16 protein-coding genes are annotated in these 16,695 nt (G+C 33.5%); 15 read left to right on the forward strand and 1 reads right to left on the reverse strand.

Features of this window, described 5'->3' with window-relative positions; genetic code table 11:
- The first annotated feature begins 124 nt into the window (after positions 1-124).
- The 5 genes from MUA40_RS06090 to MUA40_RS06110 all read left to right on the forward strand — a co-directional run bounded on the left by MUA40_RS06090 (position 125) and on the right by MUA40_RS06110 (position 4,679).
- Positions 125-1,465 (forward strand): DEAD/DEAH box helicase, encoded by a 1,341-nt coding sequence (locus MUA40_RS06090; protein WP_262569221.1) that lies wholly within the window; start codon positions 125-127, stop codon positions 1,463-1,465.
- 18 nt (positions 1,466-1,483) lie between these two features.
- On the forward strand, positions 1,484-2,374 hold the full coding sequence (locus tag MUA40_RS06095; RefSeq protein ID WP_016425192.1) for a deoxyribonuclease IV: 891 nt from the start codon (positions 1,484-1,486) through the stop codon (positions 2,372-2,374).
- A 259-nt stretch (positions 2,375-2,633) separates the two neighbouring features.
- Positions 2,634-3,404, forward strand: coding sequence for a metal ABC transporter ATP-binding protein (locus MUA40_RS06100; protein WP_016425191.1), 771 nt, complete (start codon positions 2,634-2,636; stop codon positions 3,402-3,404).
- On the forward strand, positions 3,401-4,264 hold the full coding sequence (locus tag MUA40_RS06105; RefSeq protein ID WP_167732869.1) for a metal ABC transporter permease: 864 nt from the start codon (positions 3,401-3,403) through the stop codon (positions 4,262-4,264). Before MUA40_RS06100 ends, MUA40_RS06105 begins: the two co-directional genes overlap by 4 nt.
- Positions 4,251-4,679: a Fur family transcriptional regulator gene (locus MUA40_RS06110; protein ID WP_016425189.1), complete on the forward strand. Its 429-nt coding sequence runs from the start codon at positions 4,251-4,253 to the stop codon at positions 4,677-4,679. Before MUA40_RS06105 ends, MUA40_RS06110 begins: the two co-directional genes overlap by 14 nt.
- A gap of 129 nt (positions 4,680-4,808) precedes the next feature.
- Here the strand turns inward: MUA40_RS06110 and ispG are convergent, their stop codons facing one another.
- Positions 4,809-5,912 carry a flavodoxin-dependent (E)-4-hydroxy-3-methylbut-2-enyl-diphosphate synthase gene (ispG, locus tag MUA40_RS06115; protein WP_262570091.1) on the reverse strand — a complete coding sequence of 368 codons (1,104 nt, stop codon included), beginning with the start codon at positions 5,910-5,912 and terminating at the stop codon, positions 4,809-4,811.
- Between the two features lie 436 nt (positions 5,913-6,348).
- Here ispG and MUA40_RS06120 point away from each other — a divergent pair, with 436 nt between their 5' ends.
- The 10 genes from MUA40_RS06120 (at position 6,349) to MUA40_RS06165 (ending at position 16,695) form a co-directional block, all read left to right on the forward strand.
- Positions 6,349-6,948, forward strand: coding sequence for a superoxide dismutase (locus tag MUA40_RS06120; RefSeq protein ID WP_016425187.1), 600 nt, complete (start codon positions 6,349-6,351; stop codon positions 6,946-6,948).
- 226 nt (positions 6,949-7,174) lie between these two features.
- The gene (locus tag MUA40_RS06125) at positions 7,175-9,211 is read left to right on the forward strand and encodes a peptidoglycan D,D-transpeptidase FtsI family protein (protein ID WP_016425186.1); all 2,037 of its coding nucleotides are present in this window, start codon (positions 7,175-7,177) and stop codon (positions 9,209-9,211) included.
- A gap of 359 nt (positions 9,212-9,570) precedes the next feature.
- The gene (locus tag MUA40_RS06130; RefSeq protein ID WP_016425185.1) at positions 9,571-10,536 is read left to right on the forward strand and encodes a PstS family phosphate ABC transporter substrate-binding protein; all 966 of its coding nucleotides are present in this window, start codon (positions 9,571-9,573) and stop codon (positions 10,534-10,536) included.
- A 200-nt stretch (positions 10,537-10,736) separates the two neighbouring features.
- Complete coding sequence (gene pstC / locus MUA40_RS06135; protein ID WP_371665268.1) at positions 10,737-11,636, forward strand: phosphate ABC transporter permease subunit PstC; 900 nt, start codon at positions 10,737-10,739, stop codon at positions 11,634-11,636.
- A gap of 1 nt (position 11,637) precedes the next feature.
- A complete protein-coding gene (gene pstA / locus MUA40_RS06140) occupies positions 11,638-12,516 on the forward strand; it encodes a phosphate ABC transporter permease PstA (protein ID WP_126496320.1) in 879 nt (292 codons plus the stop codon).
- A 40-nt stretch (positions 12,517-12,556) separates the two neighbouring features.
- The gene (gene pstB / locus MUA40_RS06145; RefSeq protein ID WP_126496318.1) at positions 12,557-13,441 is read left to right on the forward strand and encodes a phosphate ABC transporter ATP-binding protein PstB; all 885 of its coding nucleotides are present in this window, start codon (positions 12,557-12,559) and stop codon (positions 13,439-13,441) included.
- Positions 13,442-13,443: 2 nt separating this feature from the next.
- Entirely contained in the window at positions 13,444-14,094 is a 651-nt protein-coding gene (phoU, locus tag MUA40_RS06150) for a phosphate signaling complex protein PhoU (protein WP_016425181.1), read from the forward strand.
- A 74-nt stretch (positions 14,095-14,168) separates the two neighbouring features.
- A complete protein-coding gene (gene rpmG, locus MUA40_RS06155) occupies positions 14,169-14,318 on the forward strand; it encodes a 50S ribosomal protein L33 (RefSeq protein WP_016425180.1) in 150 nt (49 codons plus the stop codon).
- Between the two features lie 380 nt (positions 14,319-14,698).
- Positions 14,699-15,238 (forward strand): 5-formyltetrahydrofolate cyclo-ligase, encoded by a 540-nt coding sequence (locus tag MUA40_RS06160; protein WP_016425179.1) that lies wholly within the window; start codon positions 14,699-14,701, stop codon positions 15,236-15,238.
- Positions 15,239-15,255: 17 nt separating this feature from the next.
- The gene (locus tag MUA40_RS06165; RefSeq protein ID WP_155976435.1) at positions 15,256-16,695 is read left to right on the forward strand and encodes a rhomboid family intramembrane serine protease; all 1,440 of its coding nucleotides are present in this window, start codon (positions 15,256-15,258) and stop codon (positions 16,693-16,695) included.

Here is a 16,695-nt window from a genome sequence, read left to right on the forward strand (position 1 = left end):
AATCTAGATTTAGTCTCACAACTACAAATGTAAAAATCATATTTAAAAAACATGCACTTTGCTTATTTTCATTAAACATGATTTCATTTATAATATAGAGACGAATCTTTAAGGAGGCCAAATCATGGCAAATCATCCATTTGACCAATTTCGTTTTGATTCAAACTTAATTGAAGCAATTAAATCATTAAATTTTAAACAACCCACTGAAATACAACAACGTGTGATTCCAAAAATAATGAAACGTGTAAATCTGATTGGTCAATCACAAACGGGTACAGGGAAATCACATGCATTTCTTTTACCATTATTCCAACAAATTGATTCCACATACGAGGAACCACAAGCCATTATCGTTGCACCAACACGTGAGTTAGCAACACAACTTTACCAAGCTGCGCAACACCTTAGTCAATTTAAAACTAATGTAAAAGTAAGCTTGTTTATTGGTGGAACTGATTTTGAAAAAGACAAACAAAAGACAACGATTCAACCCCAATTGGTGATTGGTACACCAACGCGCATAAACGATCTCGCTAAATCGGGTGCGCTACATGTTCACTTAGCAAATTATTTAGTTGTAGATGAAGCTGATTTAATGATTGATTTAGGTCTCATCGAAGACGTGGATCAAATCGCGTCTAAACTTGATGAACAAGCAAAAATGGCTGTTTTTAGTGCTACAATTCCTAAGACATTATATCCATTTTTAAATAAATATTTAGAGCAACCAGAATTTATCGAAGTTAAGAGTGAATCGAAAAATAAAAAGAGTATTGAATTCTTCCTTATTCCTACAAAAGGTGCACAAAAGATAGATAAAACCGTTTCACTTATTGAACTTTTAAACCCTTATCTCGCGATAATATTTTGTAATAGTAGAGATAGTGCAGATGCGCTCGCAAGTGAGTTGCAGCAACAAGGTATTCAAGTCGGTATGATTCATGGTGGCTTGTCTCCTCGCGAACGTAAACAACAAATGAAGCGAATCCGAAACTTAGATTATCAATATGTAATCGCAAGTGATTTAGCTTCAAGAGGAATCGACATTGAAGGAGTTAGTCACGTCATTAATTTTGATGTACCTAAAGACATTGACTTCTTTACACATCGTGTTGGAAGAACAGGACGCGGTAATTATAAGGGCATTGCAATTACACTTTATACACCTGAAGAAGAAGAACTGATTCAATTAATTGAACAAAAAGGCTATCAGTTTGAAAATGTAGATATTAAAAATGGTGAATTAAAACCTATCAAAGCGCACAATACAAGAAAGCTACGTCAAAAACAAGATGATCACATTACGCAACAAGTAAAACATAAAGTGAAACGTAATAATAAGAAAAAAGTTAAACCAGGCTATAAGAAAAAATATAAGCAAGAGCTCGAGCAGATTAAACGCCAAGTAAAAAGACAGTTTAGCAGAAGTAAAAAACGTCAAGCTAGAAAGAATAAAAGATAAAAAAAGGATAGGATAATTATGTTAATAGGTTCTCACGTCTCAATGAGTGGTAAAAAAATGTTACAAGCATCCGCTGAAGAGGCACATCAATACGGGGCTTCAACATTTATGATTTATACTGGAGCACCCCAAAATACACGTCGCAAAGCGATAGAAAATCTTAATATCGAAAATGGTAAAGCAACAATGCAAAAATATGGTTTATCAAATATTGTTGTACATGCACCCTATATTATTAATATTGCAAATACGAACAAACCAGAAGTCTTTGAACTAGGGGTCAATTTCTTACAAAATGAAATTGAGCGTACAGAAGCAATTGGAGCCAAAGATATTGTCTTACATCCAGGTGCGCATGTTGGTGCTGGTCCTGAAGTCGGAATTAAAAAAATTATTGAGGGACTTAATGAAGTTTTAACCAACCAAAACGATGTTAGAATAGCGCTTGAAACAATGGCTGGAAAAGGTTCAGAGGTGGGCCGAACTTTTGAAGAACTCGCTCAAATTATTGATGGTGTTACACACAATGAACGACTTTCTGTTTGCTTAGATACATGCCATATTCACGATGCAGGATATGATGTCGTTCATGATTTTGATGGTGTTTTAGAAGAATTTGACCGTATTATAGGGGTAGACCGTATCAAAGTCGTCCATGTGAATGATAGCAAAAATCCAATTTCAGCTCATAAAGATCGCCATGAAAACATTGGCTTTGGTCATATCGGATTTGATGCACTCAATTATGTCGTTCACCATGAACAATTCAAAGATATTCCTAAAATTTTAGAAACGCCTTACGTTGGGGAAGATAAGAAAAATAAAAAGCCACCGTATCGTTTTGAAATAGAAGCTTTCAAAAACAACAAATTCGATCCAGAAATGAAAAACAAAATTATGTCAGTTTAATCTATAGCTCAGAATGATTTTTTGAACGGGCATATTGTGCCAGTTATTTAAATTCAAAAGTGCACTTTAAATATACAAGTTGCACAAATAGGGGTGAGCACTAATTTTTTAGTCTCACTCCTTTAAATTTGAGTAAATCAGTACTAACTTTTTTTACATTATAAAAATCGCGTATTTAATGTTATAATAAATCGAAGTCGGAAAGATTACTATTTACATTGTATGCTTAAATCAATATGGTGAAAATTGAGGTGAAAAGATGCCACAACCAGTCTTTGAATTAAAAGGGATAGACTTTTTTTATGACAATAAAAAAGTATTAGAAAATATCAACATTCGTATCAATAAAGGTGAATTTTTAGCCATTGTTGGACCTAATGGCGCGGGTAAGTCTACGTTGCTCAAATTAATTTTAGGGATTTTGCCGATTCAAAAGGGGGAAATTCTTATTGATGGAGAGTCATATCACAAAAAATTGACAACTGATAAAATCAGTTATGTCTCACAAAAAGCGTCATCTGTCACATCTGGTTTTCCAGCTACTGTGAAAGAAGTTGTTTTAAGTGGTTTAACTCGTAAAAAGCGTCTTTTCAGATGGTTTAGCAAGTCTGATGATCAGAAAGTAAATCAAGTCTTAGATCGCTTGAATATTTCGCAATTAAAGCATAAAAATATTGCACAGTTATCCGGAGGGCAACAGCAACGCGTATTAATTGCACGGGCACTTGTCTCAAATCCTTCTGTACTTGTATTAGATGAACCAACTAATGGCATTGATGCGAAACACGTCGGTGAATTTTATGAGACGTTAGATCACCTCAAAAAAGAAGGCGTTACTATTATTTTAGTAACACACGATATTGGTGTTGTTGTTGATACAGCAACTGAAGTGGCTTGTTTAAATAAACATTTGCACTTCCATGGGGCAACAAGTGAATTCAAATCACTTGATGAAGTTGAAATTTCTAAAATTTATGGCCACCCCATTAAATTTGTAGACCATAAACATGATAGGGATTGTTGTGTATGATTGATGCATTATTGAATTTTGAATTTATCAGGTATTCTTTTATTAGTGGTATATTAATAGGGGTTATTGCTCCCTTAATCGGTACATTTATCGTTGTGAGACGCTTATCATTAATTGCAGATGCTTTAAGTCACGTAACTCTTGGTGGGATATCATTCGGCATGTACTTATTAACTGTCTCATCAGTATTTGCATTTATTAATCCGATATGGACTGGTATTGTTTTTGCAATTGTTGGTGCGTTGTTAATTGAAAAACTTAGAACATCTTATAAAAACTATTCTGAAATCGCTATACCTATTATTATGAGTACAGGTATTGGCTTAAGTGCGATATTTATATCTTTAGCCAAAGGGTTTAACCAAGAACTTTTAGGCCTTTTATTTGGCTCTATTAGCGCTGTATCGCTGAGTGATTTGTTTACAATTATTACAATTACGGTATTAGTGTTAATATATATCATGTTATTTTATAAAGAGCTATTTATACTCTCTTTTGATACAGAGTACAGTCAAGTTATCGGTATACCAAAGTGGATTCAGTTTTTATTTATCGTTATTGTCGCATTAGTCATATCTGCTTCTATGCGTGTTATTGGTGTATTACTTGTTAGTGCACTAATTACATTACCGGTTGCCATAGCGATGCGTTGGACAAAAGGGTTTAAGCAATTTATATTTTTAAGTATCATGATTGGTGAGTTTTCTGTCATTATTGGACTGGTTACTGCATTTTATTTAAATATCTCACCTGGTGGTATTATCGTTGTTATTTTAGTTATCATGTTAATGTTAACACTATTTTATCAGTCCTTTGTAGTCAGAAAATTTAAAGGAGTGAATGTGAATGAAAACAAATGAAGCCATTCGTATATTGAAAAATAATGGGCATAAATATACGAACAAAAGAAGAGATATGATTGAGATGTTTATTAATGAGGATAAATATATCAATGCTAAGACCATTCAACAACACATGAATGCACACTACCCAGGTATATCTTTTGATACGATTTATAGAAACTTACATTTATTTAAAACTTTAGGCATCATCGAGGGAACAGAAATGGATGGAGAAATGAAGTTTCGTGCGGCATGTACTTCGCATCATCACCACCATTTTATTTGTAAAGTGTGTGGAGATACAAAAGTGATTGATTTTTGTCCAATGTCTGAAATCAAAGCAAAACTACCAAATGTTGACATTGAAATGCATAAATTAGAAGTTTACGGCATGTGTGAAAAATGTAAGCAAAAAGGCTACCATCTTGTTTAATTAGAGAGATCTCTATTTACTTTAGTAAAAAATGATATGTATTGTAAAAATAGTAAAAACCCGGACGTTTGCTTTCGTTAACGTTCGGGTTTTGATATTTGTTCAGCAAAATAGGGTAACATGTGATGTCTAGTTTTGATTTGCAGTTGCTTCTTTTTTCTTGATTTCTTCCCATTCAGCAGCGAGTTTATCGATTTCCATTTTCAATTCATCCACCATTGTCTCTTCAGGTACTTTTCTCACCGTTTTTCCTTTCATAAATAACAAGCCTTCTCCACGAGCACCGGCAATACCGATATCTGCTTCTCTCGCTTCACCTGGACCGTTTACGGCACAACCCAGTACTGCTACTTTTAAAGGAACTTGAAGTTTCTCAATGTATTCTTCTACTTCATTTGCAATTGAAATTAAATCAATTTCGATACGACCACAAGTTGGACACGCAATCAAAGTTGCTGCATTACTTGCTAAGCCAAAAGATTTTAATAAAGACTTCGCAACTTTCACTTCTTCAACTGGATCCGCTGAAAGTGAAATTCTCATTGTGTTACCAATACCAAGAGATAAAATTGCGCCCAAACCAGCAGAAGATTTAACTGTACCATTAAACAATGTACCACTTTCTGTAATACCAAGGTGTAATGGATAATCAAATGCTTGTGCAGCCTTTGTATAAGCTTCAATTGCGAGGTTAACATCGCTCGCTTTCATTGACACGATAATGTCATGAAAATCTAAATCCTCTAAAATTTTAATATGGTGTAATGCACTCTCTACCATACCATCAGCAGTAGGGTAACCATATTTTTTTAGAATATGTTTTTCAAGAGAACCCGCATTAACACCAATTCGAATTGGGATTCCTTTTTCTTTACAAGCCTCCACAACAGCTTCTACTTTTTCACGTCTTCCAATATTACCTGGATTAATACGGATTTTGTCCGCACCATTTTCAATCGCAATCAATGCTAATTTATAATTAAAATGGATATCTACAACAAGAGGGATATTAATTTGAGCTTTAATATCTTTAATAGCGTACGCATCTTCTTCGTTAGGACATGCAACACGTACAATTTGACAACCTGCTTCCTCTAAGCGTTTAATTTCAGCCACTGTTGCCTCTACATCGTGAGTTTTCGTCGTTGTCATACTCTGAATAACAACTTCATCTGCACCACCAATTGTTAAATTACCGACTTTAACGGGGCGCGTATTTTTACGATGTGTAATTTCAGCCATAATAGGAACTCCTTTATGAATAATTTTAACTTGAAAATGCACTTCTAAGAGGCTATTAATTCAACGTTATTTCATATTATACAATAAGCTCACCTGCATATTCAAAACAATTAGATTGAGAATGTCATAAATTTTTCATAAACGTTGTAAAGTGAATATTTACTATTGGCGTATTGAAAATATGTTTCATCAATAACAATTCATTCATCCATCCAATCACATTTTATAAATAAAAAGTGTCAAGCAATTTAAAAAACTTTATATATAGATAATTTGATGATTAAAATGTTTAAATCTACTGAAATTGCGCTATAATATAAGTACGTAGTCAAAATGAAATTCATCAATTTGTAAGCATATTAATTGTGACAAGTTGATGAATGTTGATACAATTATCATGGAATCAAATTTAGGAGGATGATTAATTATGGCATTTGAACTACCAAAATTACCATATGACTATGATGCGTTAGAACCACACATTGATAAAGAAACAATGGTGCTACATCATGACAAACATCATAATACGTATGTAACAAAGTTAAACGCAGCAGTTGAAGGTACAGATTTAGAAGATAAATCTATTGAAGATTTAATTGCTAATTTAGATAGTGTACCTGAAGATAAACGTACTGCAGTTCGTAATAATGGTGGTGGACACTTAAACCACTCATTTTTCTGGCAAATTATTTCACCTAACTCAGAAGAAAAAGGTGAAGTTGTAGATAAAATTAAAGAACAATGGGGTTCTTTAGATGCATTCAAAAAAGAATTTGCTGAAAAAGCTGCAGGTCAATTTGGTTCAGGTTGGGCATGGTTAGTAGTGAATAATGGTCAATTAGAAATCGTAACGACTCCTAACCAAGATAGTCCACTTACTAATGGCCAAACTCCAATTTTAAACTTAGATGTATGGGAACATGCATATTACCTTAAATATCAAAATAAACGCCCAGATTATATCAATTCTTTCTGGAATGTTGTTAACTGGGAAAAAGTTGACGAATTATATCAAGCAGCGAAATAATATGCGATATAGAAGGGGGTTGAGGCTCGTGGGCCATCAACCTCTTTTTTTATTTTAGAATGGACCTCGATACATAAATCAGTGTCATTCACATTATATTTCGGCAAATAAGTATAGGGAGATAGGGTTGCTATATTTTTATACTTTTTACCACAAAACATTAGCCAAATGTATTTTTATCATATATTATTTTAAGAAGAACTATGGTGAATAGAGGTCGGTTGTTTTGTTAAAACGATTAAAAGAAAAAACAAATGATGAAAAGATGCGTCTACGAATGAACAAGCGTGTCAATTTTATTTTCGCAGTCATTATTTTTGCTTTCGTACTCATTGTCTTAAGGTTAGGTTACTTACAAATTGTTCAAGGTTCTCAATATAACCAAATGATTCGTGAAAGCGAAAATGTGACAGTGAACGAGTCTGTGCCAAGAGGCCGTATTTTAGATCGTAATGGTAATGTCATCGTAGACAACGCGTCAAAAAAATCAATTACATATACTAGAGGTAAAAATACGAATCAAGAAGAGATTATGGATACCGCTAAAAAGTTATCTCAATTAATTAAAATGGATACTTCTAAAATCACCGAACGCGATAAAAAAGATTTTTGGATTCAAAAAAATCCTAATCAAGCCAAAAAATTAATGAAAAAAGAACAACAATTATATGAGAACGGTGATATTTCTCAAGATGATTACGATAACACATTGCGCCATAAAATCAGTGACAAAGATTTAGACACTTTATCTAAAAAAGACCTTGAAGTGTTGGCTATTTATAGAGAGATGATGCAAGGCTCAACATTAAGTCCGAGAACAATTAAAAATGATAAGGTCACTGATGAAGAGTATGCCTCTGTATCACAAAAACTTTCAGATTTGCCTGGTATTAATACAGAAATGGATTGGGATCGTAAATATCCTTATGGAAAAACATTAAGAGGTATATTAGGAAGTGTTTCAACTCCTGAAGAAGGTCTACCAAAAGAATTAACAGATGAATATTTATCTAAAGGTTATTCAAGAAACGACCGTGTGGGTAAAAGTTATTTAGAATTGCAATATGAAAATATTTTAAGAGGTAAAAAGAAAGAAATGCGCTATACCACTGATAAATCTGGAGCCATCATTGATTCGGAAGTGGTTAACGAAGGTTCTCGCGGTGATGACTTAGTCTTAACGATAGATATTAAGTTGCAACAAAAAGCGGAGGAATATTTAGAACAACAAATTAAAAAATTACGTTCAGAAGGCGCTAAAGATATGGATACGGCAATGATGGTTGTGCAAGACCCTAATAACGGTGATATTTTAGCTATGGTCGGTAAGAAAATTGATAAAGACGGCTCACTGACAGACTTTGATATCGGTACATTCACGACGCAATACGCTGTTGGTTCATCTGTTAAAGGGGCAACCTTATTAGCTGGTTATCAAAACAATGTCATCCATGTTGGTGAACAAATGATTGATGAACCTTTAACTTTTAAAGGCGGCTCTACAAAACGATCTTACTTTAACAAAGATGGTAGAAAATTGATCAATGATAAAGAAGCACTCATGCATTCATCCAACGTTTTTATGTTTAAAACGGCATTAAAGCTGGCTGGCCTTGAGTACCAACCTAACATGGCCTTACCAACAGATGTAACGATTCCTGGACAAAAATTACGAAAAGGTTTAAACCAAGTCGGTCTTGGTGTGAAAACTGGTATTGACTTACCAAATGAAGTCACTGGACAAATTGAACCCTTAAAAAACAATCCAGGGAACTATCTTGATCTCGCAATTGGCCAATATGATACTTATTCACCATTGCAACTATCACAATATGTATCAACAATTGCAAATAATGGTTTTAGAATTCAGCCACATATTGGTAAAGAAATTCGAAAAGCAACAAAAAATGATGATTTAGGACCTGTCAAACACAAAATTAATGGCAGAGTTTTAAACCGCGTCAATAACAAACCTGACGAAATAAAAGAAGTTCAAGAGGGATTTGATATGGCCTTTAATAAAGTTGCTGGTACAGGTTATGCAAGTTTTAGTAAAACAAAAGTTCGTTCTGCAGGTAAAACGGGTACAGCCGAAGTATTCCAAGATGGAGAACCACGCGTCAACTCTACTTATATTGGTTATGCTCCTGAAGATGATCCAAAACTTGCATTCTCAATCGTTTATACCAACCAACCTGTTCCTGAACCATGGTTGAATGGTGGCGACTTAGGACGAGATGTTATTAATTACTATTTTAAATAAAGACTGGCTTTGTAATCTCAAATACTTTCATATGCATTACGAAGTCAGAACAGCTCTAAGATGATGAAACGATCATCTTAGGGCTTTTTTTAATCCAAATTTTATGATGTATAGTTTAGATTTCAATATTAACAACCGATTTTCAATAATTATCTATTAATGATTGACTGAAAGCACAAATAAGTAAGTACAATCTAACGACGTTCAATCAAGAAAAAATAAGCGTATATCGCAAAGAAACACTACAAAATTTCATAATTAACATAAACTTTACATTACATTCATTCATAGTTAATAAATGATTTGTATCCTTAAGATGTAAACAATATGATAACCACTAATTCTAGGAGGATGTTTCAATGAAAAAATGGCAAGTACTGGGCACTACAGTTATCAGCGCTTCATTAATTTTAGGTGCATGTGGCGGAGCTGGACAAAGTAATGATAGCAAAGGGAATGACTCTAAAGGTTCGGATGTTGAGGGCTCTGTAAAAGGTAATGGTTCATCAACTGTAGCACCTATCATTGAAAAATTAAACGAAAACTTTTCTTCAGATCATAAAAATATTACAGTTGAAAACGTGACTTCAGGAACTGGTGATGGATTCAAACAATTCATTGCTGGTAAAACTGATTTTTCAAATGCGTCACGACCAATTAAAGATGAAGAAAAAAATCAATTAAAAGACAAAAACATCGATTATACAGAATTTGAAATTGCAAAAGACGGTTTAACAATTGCAGTTAACAAAGATAATGACTTTGTAAAAGAATTATCTTTAGATGATTTGAAAAAGATTTATTCTGGCCAAGCTAAAAAATGGTCTGATATTAACTCTAAATATCCAAATAAAGAGATTAAAGCTTTTTCACCTGACCAATCGCACGGAACATACGATTTCTTCTCTGAAGAAGTTATGAACAAACAAGATATTAAAGCTGAGAAAAACCAAAATACAGATGTCATTGTTAAATCAGTGCAAGATAATCCAAATGGTATCGGGTTCTTCGCATTTAACTTCTATAAAGAAAACGAAAAGAATTTAAAAGCAGTTAAAATTAAAGATAAAAATGGTAAAGCCATTTCACCTGATCACAAAACAATCCAAGATGGTTCATATCCTTTAAGTAGACCGTTATTCATCTATGCTAATAACGAAAAACTCAAGAAAAATGATGCATTTGCAGAATTCTTAAAATACACATTAGATGATAAAGGTAAAGCAGCAGAATCTAAAGGTGTTGATTATGTCGCATTACCTAAGAATAAATATGAAGAACAGATGAAAAAACTTGATAAATTAACTGGAGATAAAAAGAAATAATCGAAGCAGTCATAACATGATAAGTTTTATATTCTGACAATCATGCATATTCATTTACGGAAGTGATTACAAAATCCACCTTGAAGTTGTAATCATGATTGACAGTGTCAAAGGGTTGAGTTTCATAATCAAATGATTATGTCTCAGCCCTTTTTAGAAAAGGAGCGCGTAATATGAAATCGCAAAACAATATTAGAGAGATGATCCAAAAGAAGAGTCATTCTGGTTCATCGCTGAGTGATAAAATTATGCCAATCATATTGGCTACGATTGCAGCAATTTCTATTTTAACAACAATAGGGATTGTCATTACATTATTGACTGAAACGATTACTTTTTTTACACGGGTCCCCATCTCTAAATTCTTTTTAGAAACCGATTGGAATCCATTTAGTTCGACACCAAAATATGGTATTTGGGCACTTATTCTCGGAACACTGAAAATAACATTAATCGCAACAATTTTCGCTGTTCCAGTTGGAATAGGTGCAGCTATTTATTTAAGCGAGTATGCATCAAAACGTGCACGTAAAATCATTAAGCCTATATTAGAAGTCCTTGCAGGTATACCAACAATTGTTTATGGTTTCTTTGCATTGACATTCGTAACACCTGTGCTCAGAGCAATTTTCCCAAGCATTAGTAGTTTTAATGCAATTAGTCCAGGTCTCGTTGTCGGTGTAATGATTATTCCAATGATTGCAAGTATGAGTGAAGATGCGATGTCATCAGTGCCTGACAAAATAAGAGAAGGGGCACTTGGCTTAGGTTCAACAAAATTAGAGATGATACTTAAAGTGATTGTACCCGCAGCCACATCAGGAATTATGGCTTCAATTGTATTAGCTATTTCTCGTGCAATCGGTGAAACAATGATCGTCTCCCTTGCAGCAGGGTCAAGTCCGTCGTTTGATTTATCTTTAACACATTCTATCCAAACGATGACGGCTTATATTGTCCAAGTCTCACAAGGTGATGCAACAAATGGTTCTGATTTATACTACAGTATTTATGCAGTTGGGTTCACATTATTTATCTTTACATTAATAATGAATTTTATTTCGCAAATGATTACAAAACGTTTCAGAGAGGAGTATTAATATGAATTTAATCAATCAAGCTGAGGTTGAGAAAAAGCTCTCTGGCCGTATGACAAAGAATAAGGTGTTCAAATCGATATTCTTGATATGTACACTTATTGGACTAATTGTTTTAGCCATCTTAATTATCGACATTTTAAGAAAAGGCCTTCCAGTTATGACGGGTGACTTTTTCACAAATTTCTCTTCATCATCTGCGCATACAGCGGGGGTTAAAGGTGCTGTTATTGGGACATTATGGCTCATGATGACACTTATTCCTATCGCTTTAGTGCTTGGTGTAGGAAGCGCCATTTATTTAGAAGAATATGCTAAAGACAATGCTTTCACTAAATTCATCCGTGTTAATATTTCTAACTTAGCTTCTGTGCCTTCCATTGTATATGGTTTATTGGGTGCAACGATATTTGTTGCTTTGTTGAAACTCGGCAATTCTGTAATTGCTGCTGCATTAACATTAGCGTTGCTCATCTTGCCCGTTATTATCGTAGCAAGCCAAGAAGCCTTGAAAGCCGTCCCTAATTCAGTTAAAGAAGCTTCTTATGGTTTAGGGGCAAACAAATGGCAAACGATTAAAAACGTTGTTTTACCAGCAGCGATACCTGGTATTGTAACAGGGGTTATTTTAGCGATTTCAAGAGCTATCGGAGAAACAGCACCCTTAGTTGCAATCGGTATTCCAACCATTTTGTTAAGAACACCGAATAGCATTTTAGATTCTTTTCAAACATTACCTTTACAAATTTATGATTGGGCGAGAAAACCAGGAATTGATTTTCAATCACTTTCATCTGCAGCCATAATCGTCCTACTAGCCATTTTATTAATATTGAACACAATCGCTGTCATTATCAGAAATAAGTATTCTAAAAAATATTAACAAGAAGAATTTTAAAATCGTTTTGAAATGAGGTTTTACTATGACTGAACTTAATACACTAGAGTCAGAAACAAACAAAGTTAACAGTAATCGCAAAGTTAACAATGAAAATAAAAGATTTATTGCCACTACACAACAACAAGAGGACAATGTACTGACAGACGCAGATCGTCAAATTGTTTATTCTACACAAAATTTAGATTTATGGTACGGTGAGCAACATTCTTTAAAAAACATCAACTTAGATATTTTAGAGAAAAATGTTACTGCTATTATTGGGCCTTCTGGATCAGGAAAATCAACTTATGTGAAAGCATTAAATAGAATGGTTGAGTTGGTGCCTTCTGTTAAAACATCAGGTAAAGTATTTTATCGAAATCAAAACATTTTTGACAAACGTTATCCTGTTGAAAAATTGCGTACAAATGTAGGTATGGTATTTCAACAGCCAAATCCATTTCCGAAATCAATTTATGATAATATCACTTATGGACCAAGAATTCATGGCATAAAAGATAAAAAAATACTAGATGAAATTGTTGAAAAATCGTTACGTGGCGCAGCAATTTGGGATGAATTAAAAGACCGCCTTAACCAAAATGCATACGGTCTTTCTGGTGGTCAACAGCAGCGTGTTTGTATTGCCAGATGCCTTGCTATCGAACCGGATGTTATTTTAATGGATGAGCCAACTTCTGCACTTGATCCGATTTCTACTTTAAGAGTAGAAGAACTCGTACAAGATTTGAAAAAAGATTATTCAATTATTATTGTTACACATAATATGCAACAAGCAGCGCGTGTTTCTGATAAAACGGCATTTTTCTTAAATGGTCATGTGAATGAATACGACGATACAGATAAAATCTTCTCAAATCCTTCTGATAAACAAACAGAAGACTACATTTCTGGACGTTTTGGATAATCATGACTGTCATTAGGAAAAGATATGAAGACCAGTTAAGTGACCTATTTAAAGATGTTCGTCGATTAGGTTTAAACGTTTATGATATGATACAACAATCGATAAAAGTTTTATCAGATAAAGACGTTACCCATGCAAGACAGGTCATTAGAAGAGATGAAGACATTAATAAATTGGAGTCTGATATTAATGAGAAAGTTGTCATGCTGATTACACGGCAACAGCCTATTGCTAAAGATTTACGATTTATGATTTCAACACTTAAAATCGCTTCTGAATTTGAAAGAATGGGCGATAATGCCGCAAATATAGCTAAAATACGGACACGGGCGCAATTTACAGATCATTATATTATGATGCGGCTCGAAGCTATGGGACATCTTTCTATGTTGATGCTCAAAGACTTGAAAGATGCTACGCGTCATAATGACTTAGAATTAGTTAAAGAAATCATCGAGCGTGATATTGATATTGATGATTTATATAAGCAAATTATTAATACAACATATTTGATTGATAACGATCCTTTCGTTGCTGGACAAGCACATTTAGTCGCAAGATATTTAGAAAGAATCGGTGATCATGTCGTCAAAATTGCTGAACATATTTATTATTTTATTACAGGAAATCGGTATGAGACTTATGAGAAATAACACTTCCCAATTTCTGCTTTAAATGATATGATAATGAAGTCGTATTTTGAAGAAAGAATAGGAGGGATACTGTTATGCGCGTTAATGTGACATTAGCTTGTACAGAATGTGGAGATCGTAATTACATCTCTACTAAAAACAAAAGAAATAATCCTGAACGAATTGAAATGAATAAGTTCTGTGCACGAGATAATAAAAAAACTTTACATCGTGAAACAAAGTAATCATTTCAAGTAAGTGAGTTTGGAACATAAATAATTCAACTCATTTTAATGATTAAATCAGTTTAAATCACGGAGATTTCAAACTTCTAGACAAGATTTTATTACAAGTTCTAAACGTTTGATTATCCAAGGGGGGCAAAAATATCTAGTAGTCTTAGATATTTTTGGCCTCTTTTTTTATTACGCTCTTAAGGAAACAATTTCTAGCTCATTATTCTATAAACGGATTTTGAAATGCACCACTCTAAATGTAGCTGAAACACATATTTTACGACATAAAATCAATTGTTATATACTTTATTCAATTGTCATATAATGATATTTCCATGACACCAGTTAACAAGCACGATATAATAGTGACAAAAGGGGAGTGAAGTTAATTGAACAAAAAATCATTGAGGTTAGAAACTTTAAATAAGATGAAATCACTCTCGCCCCAGCAAAAATGTGTAGCTGACGAATGGCTATTTCAACAATTAATTGCACATCCAAAGTACCAACATGCCAATCGTATCGGTATTGTAATGTCCATGCCTCACGAAATCAATACAGACCCGATTATTTTACATGCATTACAAAACGATAAATTAGTTTTTGTACCTTCTACTGAATATCAACAAAAAAAGATGGTATTTCAACAGCTGTTTGACTTAAATCAAGTTGATATGGATGAGAGAGGGATCCGATATGTTAAACATCAAACACCTATCAATCATTCATTAGATTTGGTAATTGTACCAGGAGTTGTTTTTAATCAAAATGGTTATCGTATTGGCTATGGCGGGGGTTATTTTGATCGATTTTTGTCAAAATATCAGCCAGTGAATCTAAGTCTCGTTTATGATATACAAATGACAGACTTGATGACCGTTGAGCCTCATGATTACCCGGTATCTGAATTAATCATCGCAGAAACATAAATAACTGGAGGATTTATATGTTTGAAGAAAAGCACTTATGGAAAGCAAGTTTTTTATGGATAAAATACTTAAACTACGAATGTATACACTTTGATCAAGATAAAGGCGAGATTTGGCTTGGCAATAAAAAACAAAATCATATTATTATATTTAAACAAGGTCATTTTACAACCCAAGAATTAGAATTTGATAAAGAGCGCCTCATTTCACATCATGACGATATCACAAATTTCATAGGTTATAATGCCAATCGATATGATGTATATGTATTGACGGAGAAATCGTTTAACCCCACTCAATTCAATGTACATCAACCTGTTCGTGTTCGCTTTCATTGTATTGATTCAATCAAATCATTTGATCAAATGAGTGACCATTTTCTTATCAAAAGAAATTTGAGACATAAAGATAATAAAACAGAAAAAGAGTACAAAAAACGTGTATTGAATCCAAATATTATCGAACGTGCAATGTATCGTTTTACACCGGTAACTTACGCTTTGATTTTAATTAATGTGCTTATTTGGCTTATCGTAACTTTTTTTACGCCTCATCATACGGATTATGAAATTATTAATTTAGGTGCATTAAGCCATTTTAATGTTGTTCATGGAGAATGGTATCGACTGTTGTCTTCGATATTTTTACATATTGATTTTCAACATTTACTCTTTAATATGTTGTCGCTCTATATATTTGGGAAATTAGTAGAATCCTTTGTCGGATCACTTAAAATGCTTGGCATCTACTTTTTCTCAGGAATTTTTGGCAACTTATTATCGTTATCGTTTATTACAAAAGGATTTTCATTAGGAGCAAGTGGGGCTATTTTTGGATTGATTGGCGCATTGCTTGCATTAATGATTATCAGTAAACGTTTTGAACGTAAAATGATGTTACAAATGATCCTTGCTGTACTCATTATGACGGGAATCACATTACTCATTCAAAATGTTAACGTGGTCGCTCATTTAGGCGGATTAATAGGTGGGGGACTTATTACTTATTTAGGTTATTTATTTGTAGCAATGCGAAAATACTTCTATATTTTAGTCGCAATCACAATGATGATTACCATTGGTATGCTCGTTAAAATATATACAACACCGGATATCAATATTTATAATCAAATCATTCAAGATGAAATGTATAGCAATCATTTTAGTGAAGCTAAAGATATGGTTAAGCAGACCTACCATAATGGCTATGCAGACGACATGACATATTATTTATCCGGACTAATTATCGCAACACAAGATTCAAAAGCCGAGGCTATGGCTGAATGGGAACATGGAGTCAAGCTCTTTCCAAATTCAACGCAACTCAATTATGAATTAGCCATAGCAAACCGGTCATTAGGCGATAATAAAAAGGCGAAAAAATATTTATCACAAGTACTAAAAAACGATCCTAAAAATAAGGATTATATCAATTTAAAAAAAGAACTGGATGATTAG

This window comes from Staphylococcus schleiferi (assembly GCF_025558325.1).
Taxonomy (GTDB): domain Bacteria; phylum Bacillota; class Bacilli; order Staphylococcales; family Staphylococcaceae; genus Staphylococcus; species Staphylococcus schleiferi.

Bases quoted from the DNA above. Each gene is read 5' to 3' on its own strand.
- rpmG (WP_016425180.1), top strand. From the start codon at position 14,169: ATGCGCGTTAATGTGACATTAGCTTGTACAGAATGTGGAGATCGTAAT.
- MUA40_RS06110 (WP_016425189.1), top strand. From the start codon at position 4,251: ATGAAAACAAATGAAGCCATTCGTATATTGAAAAATAATGGGCATAAA.
- pstC (WP_371665268.1), top strand. From the start codon at position 10,737: ATGATCCAAAAGAAGAGTCATTCTGGTTCATCGCTGAGTGATAAAATT.
- MUA40_RS06130 (WP_016425185.1), top strand. From the start codon at position 9,571: ATGAAAAAATGGCAAGTACTGGGCACTACAGTTATCAGCGCTTCATTA.
- MUA40_RS06100 (WP_016425191.1), top strand. From the start codon at position 2,634: ATGCCACAACCAGTCTTTGAATTAAAAGGGATAGACTTTTTTTATGAC.
- pstA (WP_126496320.1), top strand. From the start codon at position 11,638: ATGAATTTAATCAATCAAGCTGAGGTTGAGAAAAAGCTCTCTGGCCGT.
- pstB (WP_126496318.1), top strand. From the start codon at position 12,557: ATGACTGAACTTAATACACTAGAGTCAGAAACAAACAAAGTTAACAGT.
- MUA40_RS06095 (WP_016425192.1), top strand. From the start codon at position 1,484: ATGTTAATAGGTTCTCACGTCTCAATGAGTGGTAAAAAAATGTTACAA.
- MUA40_RS06105 (WP_167732869.1), top strand. From the start codon at position 3,401: ATGATTGATGCATTATTGAATTTTGAATTTATCAGGTATTCTTTTATT.
- phoU (WP_016425181.1), top strand. From the start codon at position 13,444: ATGACTGTCATTAGGAAAAGATATGAAGACCAGTTAAGTGACCTATTT.
- MUA40_RS06165 (WP_155976435.1), top strand. From the start codon at position 15,256: ATGTTTGAAGAAAAGCACTTATGGAAAGCAAGTTTTTTATGGATAAAA.
- MUA40_RS06090 (WP_262569221.1), top strand. From the start codon at position 125: ATGGCAAATCATCCATTTGACCAATTTCGTTTTGATTCAAACTTAATT.
- MUA40_RS06120 (WP_016425187.1), top strand. From the start codon at position 6,349: ATGGCATTTGAACTACCAAAATTACCATATGACTATGATGCGTTAGAA.